Genomic DNA, 15308 nt, shown 5'->3' on the forward strand with positions numbered 1-15308 from the left:
CGCGCCGGAGCGCATCCCCGGGGCGCACCCCGGGCCGCACGCCGAAAGGAACCGAGACCGCATGGCGGAGCCATCCCGCACCCCCACCCGCCGACGCCGCCCCACCACCGGCGGCGGTGTGGTGATGGCGGACGTCGCCCGGCTCGCGGGCGTCTCCGACCAGACCGTCTCCCGCGTCCTCAACGACCACCCCCGGGTCCGCGCCGAGACCCGCGAACGCGTCCGCGCCGCCATGCGCGAGCTGGGATACCGCCCCACGGCCAGCGCCCGCACCCTGGCCAGCGGCCGCAGCCGCACCCTCGGCGTGATCTCCTTCGACGCGGCCCGGTTCGGCCCGGCCGCCACCCTCGCCGGGATCAACGAGGCTGCCCAGGAGGCCGGTTACCTCGTCAGTACGATCGCCCTCACCGCCGCCGACCAGACCGCCGTCACCGGCGCGGTGGACCGGCTGCTCGGCCAGGGCGCGGACGGCATCATCGCCATCGCGCCCCAGCGCTCGGTCGGCCAGGCCCTGGTGGAGATCGACCACCGCGTCCCCATGGTCACCCTGGACAAGAGCTTCGGCGCGCACATCCCCGTCGTCGCGGGCGACTCCGCCTCCGGCGCCCGCCAGGCCACCGCGCACCTCCTCGGCCTCGGCCACCGCACCGTCCGCCACATCGCGGGCCCCACCGGCTGGATCGCCGCCGAGGCCCGCGTCGACGGCTGGCGCGCCGCCCTCGCGGACGCGGGCGCCGAGGTCCACGAACCGCTGCTGGGCGACTGGAGCGCGGACTCCGGCTACGACCTGGGCCGCCGCGTCGCCCGGCAGCCCGGCCTCACCGCGCTGTTCGTCTCCAACGACCAGATGGCCGTCGGCGTGCTGCGCGCCCTCCACGAGGCGGGCCGCCGGGTCCCCGAGGACGTCAGCGTGGTGGGCTACGACGACATCCCCGAAGCCGCCCATCTGCTCCCGCCGCTCACCACGGTCCGCACCGACTTCGCCGAGATCGGCCGCCGCTGCCTGACCCTGACCCTCGACCAGCTCGACCGCTTCCCGGAGCCCGGCGTCCGCGTGACCATCCCCACCGAACTGGTCATCCGCCACAGCACGGCCTCGCCCTCAGCGCACCCAGCCCTTGAGCGGCTCGGTGTCGAGCGTGATCCCGACCGGTGAGGGCAACGTGATCGGTTTGCCGAACGGCACGGTCTTCGTGCTCTCGTACCGGACTCCGTCGGGCTCGCTGAAGACGGTGATCTCACCGGCCTCCCGGTCGATCAGCAGATATACGGGGATGCCCGTCTCCGCATAAGCCCGAGGCTTCTCGACGCGGTCCCGTCGGTCGGTGTCGGAGTCATAGGACGTGACCTCGGCGACCATGAGGGCGGGCTCGGCGTCAGCCCACTCGCCCTGACCGACGAACGCGTCGCTGTGGGCGAGGGTCCCATCGGGACGGGCATGGCCGTTGCGGTAGGTCTCCACCTTGAGGCCCTGATCGTGGAGCCAGAGATCAGGGCTCGTCTGGATGCAGATCCGTGCCAGCCACTGGATGATCCGGCCGTGATCGCCATCCGGCACCGGCGTAACCCCGATCCTCCCGTTGATGAACTCCCACCGCACCCCTTCCGCCACACGGGCCGCCAACCGCGCATACTCCTCGAACTCCTCCGGCAGCATCTGCGGACGATCGTGGGTCGCGGTCATGCCCATGGCCTCCTTCGGGGGTGCGGCGCTGCTCCCAGCTTAGCCCTTGCCGGTCATCCGAGCAGGTCACACGGTCACTCCCCGAGGTAGTGGAAGCCCGGCTCCGGGTGCATGAGGAAGTCGTGGTGCGAGATGTTCCAGGCGTACGCGCCCGCCAGCGCGAAGGCGACGCGGTCGCCCGCGCGCAGCTCCGTGAGCGGGACGCCGCGGGCCAGGACGTCCTTGGGGGTGCACAGCTGGCCGACCAGGGTGACCGGTTCGTCGCGGGCGGCGGGGCGGGGCCAGGGGTGGGGCCAATCGGTGGTGGGGAGCGTCTGGAAGGGGTGGTCGTGCTGTTTGGCGGCCGGGGTGCGCAGGTGGTGGGTGCCGCCGCGGAGCACCGCGAACGCCTCGCCGCGGCTGTGCTTGAGGTCCAGCACCTCCGTGACATACCAGCCGCAGTACGCGGTCAGCGCCCGGCCCGGCTCGATCCGCAGGGTCAGTCCGGGGTGCCGGTCGGCGACCCCGGCCAGGCCCGCGCCGTACGCCTTCCAGTCGAAGCGGGTGTCGGGGCGGGCGTAGTCCACGGCCATGCCGCCGCCGACGTTGACCTCGGTCAGGCCGAGGGCGTGACGGTCCGACAGCTCGCTCGTCCACGCGGCGATCCGCGCGGCCACGGCGGTCTGGGTCGGGGCGTCCAGGCCGCTCGCCAGGTGGGCGTGGATGCCGCGCGGGCGGAGCGGGCCGTCCGGGGTGAAGAGCGGCAGGCAGTCCTCGACCCGCTCGGGGTCGAGGCCGAAGGGGCTGGGGCGGCCGCCCATGGCGAGCGCCGCGCCGCCCAGCGCCTCGTCCGTCAGGGGGAGGTTGACCCGGAGCAGGACGTCCACCGGGCGGTCGGTGAGGTCGGCGAGGGAGGACAGGAGGCGTAGTTCGTGCTCGCTCTCCACGTGGAACCGCTCCACCCCCAGCGCCAGCGCCCGCCGCAGCTCCGTCTCCGTCTTGCCCGGTCCGCCGAAGGCGAGCGGCCGCTCGGGGACGGCCTCGCGGACGTGCGCCAGCTCGCCGCCCGAGGCGACCTCGTAGCCGGTGACGTACGGGGCGAGCGCGCGCAGGACCGGGGGTTCCGGGTTGGCCTTCGCCGCGTAGTACAGCTCGACGCGCGGCGGGAGGGCGGCCCGTATCTCCTGGGCGTGGGCGGCGAGGGCGGTGAGGTCGTAGACGTACGCGGGGAGGCCGTCCCCGGTCAGGCGCTCGGCGAGGGCGGCGGCCGAGGGGGTGAGGTACGCGTTGTTCAACGGGCGCTCCCGGGGGCGATGACACGGGCCGCCTCGGACAGCAGGTCGGAGGCGAGGGCCGCCTCGGACAGCAGGTCGGAGGCGAGCGGGCTGGCGATACGGACGTAACCGGCGTCGCGGTCGGCCTTGCGGCCCCAGCGCGTCAGCAGGTTGGCCTTGGCGGGCAGCGGGACGCCCGCCACCAGGGCGCGCAGCGCGGGCGGGTCGTCGTGGGCGGCGGAGCGTTCGACGAGGACGCGGCGGACCGCCGACCACAGGTCGGGCTCCAGGCGGGGGTGGCGGTCGGCGAGGGCGGCGACCATCTCGGCGAGGTGGTTGACCAGCAGGCAGTACACCACCCGGTCCCAGCCGCGCTCCCGCTCGTACGTCATGGGGCGGGCCACCGCCTCGGGGAGTGCGGCGAGCGCGGCGGTGTGGTGGCCGGGCACCAGCTTGGTGCCCTCCAGGTCGCGGAAGAGCACCTGGCGCGGGGTGCCGGTGGTGTCCACGCCGACGACCACGTTCTGGAGGTGGGGTTCGAGGACCACTCCGTGGTCGAAGTAGGCGGCCAGCACGGGCGGTACGAGGAGGTCGAGATACGCCTGCCACCAGGCGAGCGCGTGCTCGGGCCCGGTGCCGCCGAGGAGGTGGGAGAGCTGGGCGCCGCTCGTCGGGTACTCGTCGGCGACGGCCGCCGCCAGCAGCCCGGTCAGCCCCGGCCGCAGCCGGACATCAAGACCCTCGCGGACGATCACGCCGAAGCCCTCGGACAGATGGCGGTCGGCGAGGTCGAGGGTGCGGTAGCCGGGTTCGCGCAGCAGGTCGGCGCCGGGGAAGCGGGCGGCGAGGTCGGCGGCGACGGGCTCCAGCAGCCGGGTGAGGGCGACGGCGCCGGACAGCTCGTAGTCGGCGTTCTTGCGGAGGCAGTTGGTGATGCGCACGTTCAGGCTGAACTTGAGGAAGTCCCGGCCGTCGTAGAGCGTGCGGACCGAGGCGGTCGGCGCGAAGTCCGGCCCGCCGGGCCCCAGGTCGAGGACGTCGCCCCGGTCGAGCGCGGCCCGCAGCACCCGGTGCTCGCGGAGCATGGCGTACTGCCAGGGGTGGGCGGGCAGCAGCCGGTAGCCGTCGGGGACCGGCCGCTGGCGGTCGAGGGCCGCCAGCGCCCCGGGGTGCGCGGTCTCCTCCCGTACGTACTCCCGGCGCACGGCGAGGTGGTGCAGCGGGAAGCGGGCCCCGGCCTCGGGCGCGAACAGCGACCAGGAGGCGGGGCTTCCGGTGCGGGCCTTGGGGGTGGGGTGGAAGCGGTGGCCGAAGAAGAGGGACTGCTCGGAGGCCAGATAGGCGTCGGGGACAGGGTTCCCCGTGGCCTTCTCGCGCTCCTGGAGGGCGGCCGTCATGCCCGCGTGGCTGGAAGCGACCTGCGCCAGGAACTCGTCGTTGCGGACCCCCGTGCGCAGCTGGAGTTCCCGCTGGACGCGCTCGGCCAGGCCGCGCCAGGAGACCTCCGCCCAGTCGCCGTCGCGCTGTTCGCTGACCGGTCCGGTGAACCGGTGCGCGCCGATCAGCGACGTACGGCGCAGCCCCACCCGCAGCAGCACCCCGCTGCGGGGCAGCCGCAGCCGCAGCCGGCCGTCGGCCACGACGGTCTGGTGTTCCGGGCCCGATACCTCGCGCAGCAGACAGTTGAGCAGGGTGTGGGCGGTCGCGTGGTCGGCGGAAACCGGCGCCGTGGCGGGCGATTCCGGCGAGACCGGCGAGACGGCCGAAGAGGGCGAGGAGGTCGTAGGCATGGAGCGGCTCCAGCGGGTGCGGAGAGGAGAGAGGCGGAGGGATAAGGAGGTCGCGGCCGTCATCTGCCGCGCCCCCGCAGAAGGTAGTTGGGCCCGGTCACGTAGTGCTTGTTGACGTCGGCGGCGCCCGACCGGGCCTTGGTGAACAGCGTGCCCGCGCTCACCATCGCCTTGACCGGCAGCCGGTCCGCGCCCAGCACCCGGGCGCGCAGCACGGCGGCGGCCCGCCCGGGGTAGACCGCGCCGGTCCGTTCGACGGCCTCGCCGAGCCGGTCGCGCAGCCGCCGCAGCAGGGCGTCCAGGGGGGCGCGGCCGAGGGTGGCCAGCTCGAAGGCGGGCGCGGCGGCGCACAGATGGACGGTGATGGTGGTGAACACGTCCGCCACCGGGCCGTCGCCGCCGGTCAGGATGCGGCGGTCGTCGAATCCGCACAGGTCCGCGGCCTCGCCCCCGCCGATCATGGCGGCGAGCCGTATCGCGTGGACGCGCGGGCCGTCGTGGTCCTTGATGAGCAGCCGCAGTCGGGGGGTGGCCGGGCCGCCGGTGCCGTCGAAGACGAGGGAGGTGTTCTGCTGATGCGACTCCAGCGCGATGCCGTAGGCGAAGAGGGTGGTGTGGAAGTCGAAGAGGAGGGTGAGGTACGCGTCGAACAGCGCGAGCAGATCCCCGCCGTAGTGCCGCTCGGCGAGCACGTCCGCCACGAGCCTGCCGTCCGGGGTCCGGGCCAGCAGCCCGGCCACCGGCACGACCTGGGCGTTCTCCAGGCCCGGCGGATAGCGGCGGACGAGGGTGGCCAGCAGCTCGTGCCCGGCGTGGAGATGGGTGGTCTCGTCGGCCAGCAGCACGGTGTCCTTGAACCGGGGCTCGCGCGAGATCACCTCCTCCACCAGGCGCTGCGCCACCTCGCCGTCGACGAGCGTGCCCGGCTTGACGGTCCGCCGGTTGCGCATCCCCAGGGTGGCGGTGGTGAGCGGCAGCTTGAGGTGGGTGAGCGGGTCGTCGTCGACGGCGACGGTCCGCATCGACAGCGTGGGCCGCACGTCCAGCCACGGCCCCTCGGCGAGCTGCGCCCGTGGCCGGAGCCCGGTCGCGTCGAGCGCGTCGGTGAGGGAGCTGCCGACGGTGAGCGGATGGACGGGGAACGCGAGGTGGTCGGCGTCGAGCCGTGCGGGCAGCCCCAGCTCCCCGGGGCTCGGCCACCACGCGGGCAGCCGCTCCGGATCCCCGCCGATCGCAGTGCGCGGCAGGGCGAGCCAGCGCAAGCCGAAGCCGGGCGCGAACTCGGGCGCGTGGGCGCGCAGGGCGTCCTCGGTGAACACGGACCGGCCGCGGCTGGTCGGGTAGACGGGGTGGTCACGGAAGGCTGCGAGGGTGTCGTACGCGACGGCCCCGGCCATCCCGGCCCACCGCCCGCTCTCCCCGTACCGCACGGCCAGCCCCCGCACGACGCCGGGCCGGACGCGGTCGTGCAGCCGCGTGGCGTCCAGCGCCCGGTGGCACTCCCCCACGAAGACGTCGTACAGCTCCCGGTCCTCCTCCGCCACGGCCCCCCGCAGCCGCCCGAGGACGGCGCCGAGCCCGCGCAGTACGACGGCCGGGGCCCCGTCGCGGGGGCCCGCCGCGACGGCACGGTCCTCCTGCCCGGGCTCGCCACCGCCATCTGCGGCGTCCCGCCCGTCGGGCCGCTCGGCGCGGCCCGCTTCCGTCGCGCCCGACCCGGTGTTGGCGACCACCCGGCGCGGCGCGGCGGGGCCTGCCGCGACGGCTCGCGGCCCGGCGCCGCCCCCGGCCGCACCGGGCGCCCCCGCGACGTGCCCGGCACGGGCAGGCCCGGTGCCGGGGCTCCCGGCCGAGGGCTGCGCCGCGCGGCCCTCGCCGGTACGGTCCGGGTCCGGCTCGGCCGAAGGCGCCGCCTCGTCAGGGCCCGGCCCACCGGCACAGGCGCGGTCTCCCCGCACGGGTCCGCCGCTCTCCGCGGCGCTCCGCCCGTCGGCACCGCCGCCGACCGGCGCGGGCTGCCCGTCGACCGCGCCCGGCGCGGCGGCGTGTCCGCCACCGGCCACGGCGGGGCCGGGGCTCCCGGCCCCGGGCAGCACCGCGCCGCCCGCTGCCGTACTGCCCGGTCCGGGCTGGGCGACGGCACGGTGTGGCGCGGGGGCCGCCGGGACCGGCGCAGCTCCGTGTCCGGGGGTGGAAACCCCGGTCGGGGGTGGCGGTTCGTGTTCCAGGGTCACCGGCCTGCGGGCGCGGATCTCGCACTGGAAGCCTTCCGGTTCCACCGGCAGCAGCACGTTTCCGCCCTCCCTCAGCGCGATGCGCAGCCAGTCGCCGTCGGCGCGGCGCACGGTGCGGGCGCGGCCGCGCAGGTGGTACGCGTCCTCCCGGAGCAGGGTGTCGAGCACCCGGCCGAGGAGTTCCTCCTCGGCCTCCTCCCCTTCCGCGCGGCTCATGACGCGATCTCCCACCGGTGGGCCGCCAGGAACTCCGTCACGGCCGCGTCGATCCGGCCCTGGTCGGTGCCGGTCGCGCGCAGGACGCCGAGGAAGTCGCGGTTGGTCCGGTAGAGGGGGTGGTCCTCGCCGATCTCGCGCAGCGGGCGGTAGTCGAGCCGTACGCCGTCGCGTTCGGTCACGTTCGCCGCCGGGGCGGCGACGAGGCGGCCCGGGCGGTCGGCCATGACGTACTCCATGCGGACCCGCCCATCCGTGCGGGCGCCGAGGTCGGCCGGGAGCGGTTCGCCGAGGTGGGTACGGAGAATGTGCTCGAAGAGCGGGATGCCGAGGAGTTCCGCGAGCACCAGGTCGCACTGGTCGCCGATGGCACGGTAGTTGACCTCGATGAGGCGGGCCCGGTCGCCCTGGACGACGTATTCGGTATGGCAAGCGCCGAATCCTACTCCCAGCGCCCGGAGCTGTGCCAGCACCTGGCCGGTGTGGGGCTGCGGGGGCGGGGCGGGCAGCAGATGCAGCCGTTCCTCGATGAAGTGCGGGGGCGGCGAGACGTCGGTGCGGAAGGCGCCGAGGACGTGGAGGGTGTGGCCGTCGCCGAGGGTTTCGAGGGTGCGCAGTTCGCCGTGCAGGTACTCCTCGATCACCAGCGCCGCGCCGGGCCGGTGGGCGCGTATCTCATGGCAGCTGCGGACGAGTTCGGCGGCGTCGGCGACGAGGACGACGTCCTCGCTGGCCACGCCCTCGCGCGGCTTGACGACGCAGGGGAAGGGCGCGTCGAGGTCGGCGAGGGTGGACGGGTCGTCGCCGGTGCCGAGTTCGGTGGACCACACCGTGTCGGCCCCGGCCGCGGCGAGGGCGCGGCGCAGCTCGGCCTTGTTCTTGGCGCGGAGGGCGGCGCGCCAGTCCTTGCCGGGGAGGCCGAAGTACTCGGCGGCGAGGGCGGCCTGGGTCTGGAGGTGGTCGCTGTTGGTGAAGACGGCCCGGGGGGCTGGGGTGTCCGGGGTGGCGGCGATCCGGCTGATGACCTCGCGGAAGTCCCGTACGTCGCAGGGGGCGACGTCGAGCGCGGCGGGGAGCTGCCCGCCTCGGGCCGCGTAGCGGGCGTACGCGCGCTCGTGCGCCTCGGGCTGGTCCGTGAGGAGGGTGACGGACAGGCCGAGGCGGGCGGCGGCGGGGAGGAAGCCTTCGGTGACGGAGTCGGTGGGGTTGAGGGCGAGAAAGTGGATTCGCGCGGAGTGGGCAGGGGCAGGGGTGGAGAACGGCCGGGGTGCCGTGCCGAGATCATTCTCGTTCACGAGCCGAGATTAGGTTAGGTATACCTAAGACTGCCAATTCGGCTGGCCGGGCCGCCCGTTTGGCCCTGTTACGCCGTCCACGCCGTCCACGTCGTCAGCTCGGCAGCCCGATCCGGCGGTGCCGCGCCCGGCGGGCGGCCATCCGCTCGGCGGGGTCCTGGGCGCGGAGGGCGGCGAGTTCGGCGCCGAGGATGTGCCCGAGGCGTGCGAGGAAGCCGTCGCTCTCCTCCCCGTCCTCCTCCACCACTCTATCGACGATTCCGCTGGCCAGGAGGTCGGCGGAGCGCACCCCCTGCCGGTCGGCGACCTCGTACGCCCGGTCCGTGGTCCGGTGGAGGATGGCCGACGCGCCCTCGGGCGGCAGCGGCGACAGCCAGGCGTGCCGCGCCGCCACGACCCGGTCGGCGGGCAGCAGCGCGAGCGCGACCCCGCCCGCGCCCTGGCCGAGCAGCAGGCAGAGGGTGGGCGCGGGCAGCGTCACCATGTCCGCGAGGCACCGGGCGATCTCCCCCGCCAGCCCGCCCTCCTCGGCCTCGCGGCTGAGCGCCGCGCCCGCGGTGTCGATGACGGTGAGCAGCGGCAGCCCCAGCTCGGCCGCGATGTGCATCCCGCGCCGCGCGGTACGCAGCCCGGCGGGCCCCAGCGGCTGTCCCTCGGCCGACGCGCGCGCACTGCCCCGCCGCCCGCCCCGGTTGTGCCCGAGCACCACGCACGGCACCCCGCCGACGCGCGCGAGGGCGAGCAGCAGCCCGGGATCGTGCTCCCCGGCGCCGGTCCCGCTGAGCGGACTCACGTCCTCCGCCGCGACCCGCAACAGATCCCGCACCCCGGGCCGATCCCCCCGCCGCGAGGCCCGGATCGACTCCTCGGCCGAGGGCCCCACCGCCGTAGCCCCCGCCCCGGCCACTCCGCCCCCGCCGGGGCGTGGCCCGGCTGCGGCGGACCCACCCGGGGCACCGCCACCCGCACCCTCGCCCCCGGCAGCCGCGCCGGAAACGGACGCGGACGGCGCGCCGCCCCGCACCGCAGAAGGCCCGGCAGCCCCGGCAGCCGCCGCGTCCACCGCACCACGCTCAGCCTCCGACCCGGTCGACGGCGAACCAGGCCCGGCATCCGCAGCCCCGGTTGCCGCGAGCCCGCCCGAGGCACCGCTACCCGCACCCCCACCGGCCGCCCGCGCGGCCGGGGCGTCCGGCATTCCGCTCGCGGGGCCGGACTCGGAGGGGGTCGCGGGGCGTTCCGCGCCGGGCACCACCTCGCCCGCACCGAGGCACGGCTCGGCTGCGGCACCCAGGCCCGCCGCAGAAGCGGACGGCACACCGCCCCGGCCCGCCGCAGCACCAGTCACGCCACCTTGCCCAGCGGCCGGGACATCCGACGCGTCGCCCGTGGGGCCGCACCCGGAGGACCCGCCCTCGACCCCGGGGCCGGAACCCGCCGGGCGGGGTGGCAGGGCATCGTCGCCACACAGGACGCGGAGCACGCGCGCCGCGACCTCCGCGAGGCGGCTCGTCGGGAGGACCGCGTCGATCAGGCCGTGGTTCATCAGGTTCTCGGCCACCTGGACGCCCGCCGGGAACTCCTCGCCGTACAGGGCCTCGTGCACCCGGGGGCCCATGAAGCCGATGAGGGCGCCCGGTTCGGCGGCGGTGACGTGGCCCAGGGAGCCCCAGGAGGCGAGGACGCCGCCGGTGGTGGGGTGGCGCACATGCACCAGGTACGGCAGGCCCGCGGCCTTGTGGTCGGTTATCGCCGCCGCCACCTTCACCATCTGCAGGAACGCGACCGTGCCCTCCTGCATCCGGGTCCCGCCGGACGCCGGGGCGGCCAGCAGCGGGAGCCGTTCCGCCGTGGCGCGCTCGACGGCGCGCACCAGCCGCTCCCCCGCCGCGACCCCGATCGAACCGGCGAGGAAGCGGAACTCGCAGGCCACATACGCGACCCGGCGCCCCTCGATGCGCCCCTCCCCCGTGATCACCGACTCGTCGAGCCCGGTGCGCTCGCGGGCGCGCTCCAGGTCGGCCCGGTAGTCGGGGTCGGTCGTGGTGATCTCGACCGGCTGGTCCCAGCCGCGCCGACTGCCGGGGTCGAGGAAGGTCTCGACCAGCTCGATGGCGGACTTGCGGGCCTTGCCGGCGCCCGCGCGGGGATGAGTTCCGGTCATGTCTGACACCTTCCACGCATCCGATGCCGCTCAATCATTCCCGGCAGGTGCTGATCCGCACCGGCCGCGGGCGATCGCATCGCGTCCGGCGATCACCACTCGGTGATCACAACTCGCTGATCACATCGCCCGCCACATGCTGGTAGATGATCGAACTGCGGAAGTCCACGACCTCCTTACGGCCCGAGACACGGTCCATCAGGAAGGCGTGCAGCCGGTCCACATCGGGCACCGACACATGGACCAGGAAGTCGTCGCCGCCCGCGACCACGTACACCGACAGCACCTCGGGCAGCGTGACCAGGTACGCCTTGAACCCCTCGATGACCTCCCGGCTCAACGGCCGGATCCGGACCGCGAGAAGGGCCTGGACCGGGCGGCCCAGGGCACGCAGGTCGACCGTCGCCCGATAGCCGGTGATCACGCCACGGTTGCGCAGCCCCCGGACCCGCTCCAGGCAGGTGGAGGGGGCGATGCCGAGGGTGCGGGCGAGTTCGCGGTTGGTCTGGCGTGCGTCGCGCTGGAGTTCGCGGACGATCGCCGTATCAAGTTCGTCCATGGCGAGCATGATCCCAGGCTCGCCGAATTTCGTTCGGCGAGTCCCCCACATACCCGGCTGACCAGCTAGCTTTCCTCGGCATGACCGCACAACGGGCCAAGCTGTCCACTCCTGCGCGACCGCCCCTCACCTCACCCCGCCGCCTCGGCTCCGGGGGCGGCACCGCCCTGTACGTGGGCGCCGTCCTCGGGCCCGGGGTGCTCGCGCTGCCCGCGCTCGCGGCCGCGGCCGCCGGGCCCGCCTCGGTTCTGGCGTGGGCCGCCCTGCTGGTGACGAGCGTGCCGGTCGCCGCGTGCTTCGCGGCGCTCGGCGCCCGGTTCCCGGACGGCGGCGGGGTGGCCACGTACGTCCACCGGGCCGTCGGGCCGCGTGCGGCGGCGGTCGTGGGGTGGTGGTTCTACGGGGCCGTACCGGTCGGCGTGGTCGCGGCCGCGTGGATCGGCGGGCAGTACGTCACGGCCGCCACCGGCTGGGGCGGTACGGGGACGGCGGCCGTGGCCGCGCTGGTCCTGGCGGCCGCGCTCGCCGCCAACTGCCGCGGGCTGCGGCTGTCCAGCCGGGTGCAGCTGCTGCTGGTCGGGCTGCTGACGGCGCTGCTGCTGGCGGCGGTTCTCGCGGCGGCGCCCCAGGTGCGCGCCGCGCACTTCACGCCGTTCATGCCGGGCGGCTGGGGCTCGGTCGGCTCGGCGGCGGGGGTGCTCTTCTTCGCGTTCGCGGGGTGGGAGGCGGCCAGCCACCTGTCCGCCGAATTCGCGGATCCGCGGCGCGATCTGCCGCGCGTCACCGCGCTCACGCTCGCCGTGGTCAGCGTGCTGTACCTGGGGCTCGCGATCGTGACGGTCGGCGCGCTCGGCCCCGCCGCCGCGGCCACCGACACCCCGCTGACCGCGCTGCTGACCCGCAGCGTGGGCGGCGCGGCGCGCGCGGTGGCCGCCGTCGCGGCGCTGTTCCTCACCTTCGGCGCCGTCAACTCCTATGTCGCGGGCGCCGCCCGGCTCGGTGCCGCCCTCGCCCGCGACGGCGCCGCGCCCCGGTGGCTGGCCCGGGGCGGTGTGCCCGGCGAGGTGCCGCGGCGCAGCCTGGCCGTGCTCGCCGCCGGATGTGTGGCGGTCGGGGCGTTGGCGGCGGGCGGCGCGGCGGGGCTCGACGGGCTGATGCGCGCGACCTCCACCTGCCTGGCCGCGGTCACCCTGGCCGGGCTGCTGGCGGCGCTGATGCTGCTGCCGCGCCGTACGCCCCTGTGGTGGTCGGCCGTCGGCAGCGCGGCGATCACCGCGACCGTCCTCGCCCTCTCCGGCGTCCTGCTGGTGATACCGCTGGCCCTGGCGGCCGCGGCCCTGTGCTTCCAGACGCGGCTCCGCCGCCGTGTCCCCGCTCCCGAGGAGAACCCCGTATGACCGCGTCCGTCGGCACCTCCGCCGAGACCCACTACGAGCGGCTGCTGGCCGCCCACTACACCTGGATGACCGGGGGTGATCTCGCGGCGGCGGCCGAGCAGCAGACCGTACTGCTGCGTGAGCTGGGCGTGGCCCCGGGCCCCGGCCGCGCTCGCGCCGTCGACCTCGGATGCGGACCCGGCGCCCAGACGCTGGCGCTCGCGTCACTCGGCTTCTTCCACATCGCCGCGGTGGACACGAGTCAAGCCCTGCTGGACGAACTCACCGCGGCCGCCGCCGACTTCCCCGGTACGTCGATACGTCCCGTCCGGGAGGACATCCGCACCGCGCTGCCCCGGATCACCGCCCCGGGCGGCGTGGCCGGGATCGTGTGCATGGGCGACACCCTGACCCATCTGCCCGCCAAGGACGACGTGCTCACCCTTGTCGCGGACGCGAGCCGCGCGCTCGCCCCCGGCGGCCGGCTGGTCCTCACGTACCGCGATCTGACCCGGCCCCTGGAGGGTACGGACCGCTTCCTGCCGGTACGGAGCGACGCGGACCGCATCCTCACCTGCTTCCTCGAGTACCGCGACGAACACACCGTGCTGGTCCACGATCTGCTGCACGTCCGCACATCCGAGGGCTGGCGCTTGCGCACCGGGGCGTATCCGAAGCTGCGGATCGCCGCCGACTGGCTCGCCGACCGGTGCCGGGACGCGGGTCTCGAAGTGGTGCACGACGCGCCGGGGCCGCGCGGCATGCACGTCCTGGCGGCGGTCAAGCCCGTCTGACGGCTGCTCCCGGCGGGGAGGGCGCCCTAGGGGGTGTCCTCGTCGTCGGCCAGCGCCGCGTCGAGCGCCGCCGTCAGCCGCTGGACCCGCGACCGCAGATCGACCAGTTCCTCCCGGTCCAGGCCGGTCGACCGGATCACCTTCAGGGGGACCTCGCGGGCCTGCTCCTTAAGCGCCTCGCCCTCCGCCGTCGCCCGGACCGTAACCGAGCGCTCGTCGTGCGCGCTGCGCTCGCGTTCGACGAGCCCGGCCGACTGCATGCGCTTGAGCAGCGGCGACAGGGTGCCCGAATCGAGCCGCAGATACTCGCCCAGCTGCTTGACCGGCATCTCGCCGTGCTCCCACAGCACCAGCAGCGCCAGGTACTGCGGGTACGTCAGCTCCGTCTCGCGCAGCACCCGTCGGTAGACACCGCCGAACGCGCGCGAGGCGGCGTGCAGGGCGAAGCAGAGCTGCAGATCGAGCCGGAGCGGATCGTCCGCCGTGGCGGCCCCGTTCTGCGCGGGAAGCGGGTCGGGCTGAGGTGACATATGACCAGCGTACCTCTTAGTTGTGCACAATTTAATTGTGTGCTCTACTGAGGCCACTGCCGGACCTGGCCGGAACCCCCGGCCGCCGGGACTCGAAAGGGATTGGTCTTCATGGATGCGCTCTACACCGCGGTGGCCACGGCGAACGGCCGCGACGGACGCGCCGTCAGCTCCGACGGCCGCCTCGACCTGCCCCTCGCCATGCCGCCCGCCCTCGGCGGCGACGGCCAGGGCACCAACCCGGAGCAGCTGTTCGCCGCGGGCTACGCCGCCTGCTTCGCGAGCGCCCTCGGCCTCGTCGGCCGCCAGGCCAAGGTGGACACCAAGGACATCTCCGTCACCGCCGAGGTCGGCATCGGCAAGGACGAGTCGGACGGCGGCTTCGCCCTCAAGGTGACGCTGCGCGTCGAGCTGCCGGGCGACCTGGAGAACGAGACCGGCCGCAAGCTGGTCGAGCAGGCGCACCAGGTGTGCCCGTACTCGAAGGCGACACAGGGCAATGTCGAGGTCGACCTGATCTCCGAATAGGCCCGATGGGCAACGTCAGTCGTCCGAGGCGCAGGTCGTGGGCGTGGCGTGCGCCGGGTCGAGGGCGTTGACGGCCTCGTGGAAGGCGAGCCGGTCCGTCATCGCGATGGTCAGGTGCTCGGACAGATCGGTGGCGCACAGGTCCTGGAGGACGACGTTCTTGACGTCCGGACCGGTCAGGAACTGGCTGCGGTACGGCGTGACCACCTCGTCGTACCGGGTGGCGATGACGGTGTACCGGACTCCGGGCACGGTGTCGCCGCCCGCGTTGAGCCGGTTCAGCAGGTCCGACCCGGCCACCTGATCCCGCAGCCCCGGGGCCGCCTTGGCGATGGCCTCGTCGAGCCCCGGGAAGAAGTCCAGCAGCTTCGTCAGCCCGAGCAGGGTCGTGCCGTGGTTGGACGGGGCGAGGCCGACCAGCGCGTTCACCTTCGCCGCGCCGCCGAGGAACTTGAGGTAGTAGCGGGGCATCATCCCGCCCTGGGAGTGGCCGACCAGATCGACCTCGGAGGTCCCGGTGGCGGCGAGCACCCGGTCGACGTACGAGGACAGCTGCCCGGCGGACCGGTCGACGGGACCGAGCCCGTGGAAGAAGGGCACGCCGGGGAGCTGGCCGTAGTCGAGGGAGAAGACGCAGTAGCCGCGGTCGACCAGATACGGGGCGAACCCGAGCCAGTTGTCGACGGAGTTGCCGAGGGTGCCGTGGACGAGGACGACGGGCCGGGGGTGCTGGGCGGAGGGCTTGCAGGAGTAGTCGTTCCAGCCGCTGCTGGTGGCCTGCGACGACTGGGCGACCGCGGCGGCGGGGGCCGCGGTCGCCGCCGCGACCGCCAGGGCCAGGGCGGGCACTAAGGTACGGATATGCCTCCAGGGCAGCATCACATG

The 15308-nt window shown here is 74.8% G+C and carries 13 protein-coding genes; 4 read left to right on the forward strand and 9 right to left on the reverse strand.

Annotated features, from left to right (window positions below; translation table 11 throughout):
* The first annotated feature begins 61 nt into the window (after positions 1-61).
* Positions 62-1156 carry a LacI family DNA-binding transcriptional regulator gene (locus ACFV9T_RS20050; RefSeq protein ID WP_385442081.1) on the forward strand — a complete coding sequence of 365 codons (1095 nt, stop codon included), beginning with the start codon at positions 62-64 and terminating at the stop codon, positions 1154-1156.
* On the opposite strand, the gene ACFV9T_RS20055 is transcribed toward ACFV9T_RS20050, so the two are convergent.
* The 7 genes from ACFV9T_RS20055 to ACFV9T_RS20085 all read right to left on the reverse strand — a co-directional run bounded on the left by ACFV9T_RS20055 (position 1103) and on the right by ACFV9T_RS20085 (position 11195).
* Positions 1103-1684, reverse strand: a complete 582-nt coding sequence (locus tag ACFV9T_RS20055; RefSeq protein ID WP_385442255.1) for a Uma2 family endonuclease — start codon at positions 1682-1684, stop codon at positions 1103-1105. The two genes, ACFV9T_RS20050 and ACFV9T_RS20055, sit on opposite strands and share 54 nt — an antisense overlap.
* 74 nt (positions 1685-1758) lie before the next feature.
* On the reverse strand, positions 1759-2958 hold the full coding sequence (locus ACFV9T_RS20060) for a type III PLP-dependent enzyme (RefSeq protein ID WP_385442084.1): 1200 nt from the start codon (positions 2956-2958) through the stop codon (positions 1759-1761).
* Entirely contained in the window at positions 2955-4727 is a 1773-nt protein-coding gene (locus ACFV9T_RS20065) for an IucA/IucC family protein (protein ID WP_385442086.1), read from the reverse strand. Before ACFV9T_RS20065 ends, ACFV9T_RS20060 begins: the two co-directional genes overlap by 4 nt.
* Before the next feature lie 59 nt (positions 4728-4786).
* Complete coding sequence (locus ACFV9T_RS20070) at positions 4787-6460, reverse strand: IucA/IucC family protein (RefSeq protein ID WP_385442256.1); 1674 nt, start codon at positions 6458-6460, stop codon at positions 4787-4789.
* A gap of 713 nt (positions 6461-7173) precedes the next feature.
* Entirely contained in the window at positions 7174-8403 is a 1230-nt protein-coding gene (locus tag ACFV9T_RS20075) for an acetyl-CoA carboxylase biotin carboxylase subunit family protein (RefSeq protein WP_385442258.1), read from the reverse strand.
* Positions 8404-8566: 163 nt separating this feature from the next.
* The gene (locus ACFV9T_RS20080; RefSeq protein WP_385442088.1) at positions 8567-10636 is read right to left on the reverse strand and encodes a carboxyl transferase domain-containing protein; all 2070 of its coding nucleotides are present in this window, start codon (positions 10634-10636) and stop codon (positions 8567-8569) included.
* A 106-nt stretch (positions 10637-10742) separates the two neighbouring features.
* Positions 10743-11195 (reverse strand): Lrp/AsnC family transcriptional regulator, encoded by a 453-nt coding sequence (locus ACFV9T_RS20085; RefSeq protein ID WP_385442091.1) that lies wholly within the window; start codon positions 11193-11195, stop codon positions 10743-10745.
* Positions 11196-11275: 80 nt separating this feature from the next.
* On the opposite strand from ACFV9T_RS20085, the gene ACFV9T_RS20090 reads away from it, so the two are divergent.
* Together ACFV9T_RS20090 and ACFV9T_RS20095 are read left to right on the forward strand one after the other, a co-directional pair.
* Positions 11276-12592, forward strand: a complete 1317-nt coding sequence (locus ACFV9T_RS20090) for an APC family permease (protein ID WP_385442092.1) — start codon at positions 11276-11278, stop codon at positions 12590-12592.
* Entirely contained in the window at positions 12589-13365 is a 777-nt protein-coding gene (locus ACFV9T_RS20095; RefSeq protein WP_385442094.1) for a class I SAM-dependent methyltransferase, read from the forward strand. The genes ACFV9T_RS20090 and ACFV9T_RS20095 overlap by 4 nt, the downstream gene beginning before the upstream one ends.
* A gap of 26 nt (positions 13366-13391) precedes the next feature.
* Here ACFV9T_RS20095 and ACFV9T_RS20100 read toward each other — a convergent pair whose 3' ends face one another.
* Entirely contained in the window at positions 13392-13895 is a 504-nt protein-coding gene (locus tag ACFV9T_RS20100; RefSeq protein ID WP_385442097.1) for a MarR family winged helix-turn-helix transcriptional regulator, read from the reverse strand.
* Positions 13896-14006: 111 nt separating this feature from the next.
* Between ACFV9T_RS20100 and ACFV9T_RS20105 the strand changes: the two genes are divergently transcribed.
* The gene (locus ACFV9T_RS20105; protein WP_385442099.1) at positions 14007-14423 is read left to right on the forward strand and encodes an organic hydroperoxide resistance protein; all 417 of its coding nucleotides are present in this window, start codon (positions 14007-14009) and stop codon (positions 14421-14423) included.
* Between the two features lie 15 nt (positions 14424-14438).
* Here the strand turns inward: ACFV9T_RS20105 and ACFV9T_RS20110 are convergent, their stop codons facing one another.
* Positions 14439-15302, reverse strand: coding sequence for an esterase/lipase family protein (locus ACFV9T_RS20110; RefSeq protein WP_385442101.1), 864 nt, complete (start codon positions 15300-15302; stop codon positions 14439-14441).
* Positions 15303-15308: the final 6 nt, after the last annotated feature.

The sequence above is a fragment of the Streptomyces sp. NPDC059850 genome, assembly GCF_042731515.1.
GTDB lineage: Bacteria > Actinomycetota > Actinomycetes > Streptomycetales > Streptomycetaceae > Streptomyces.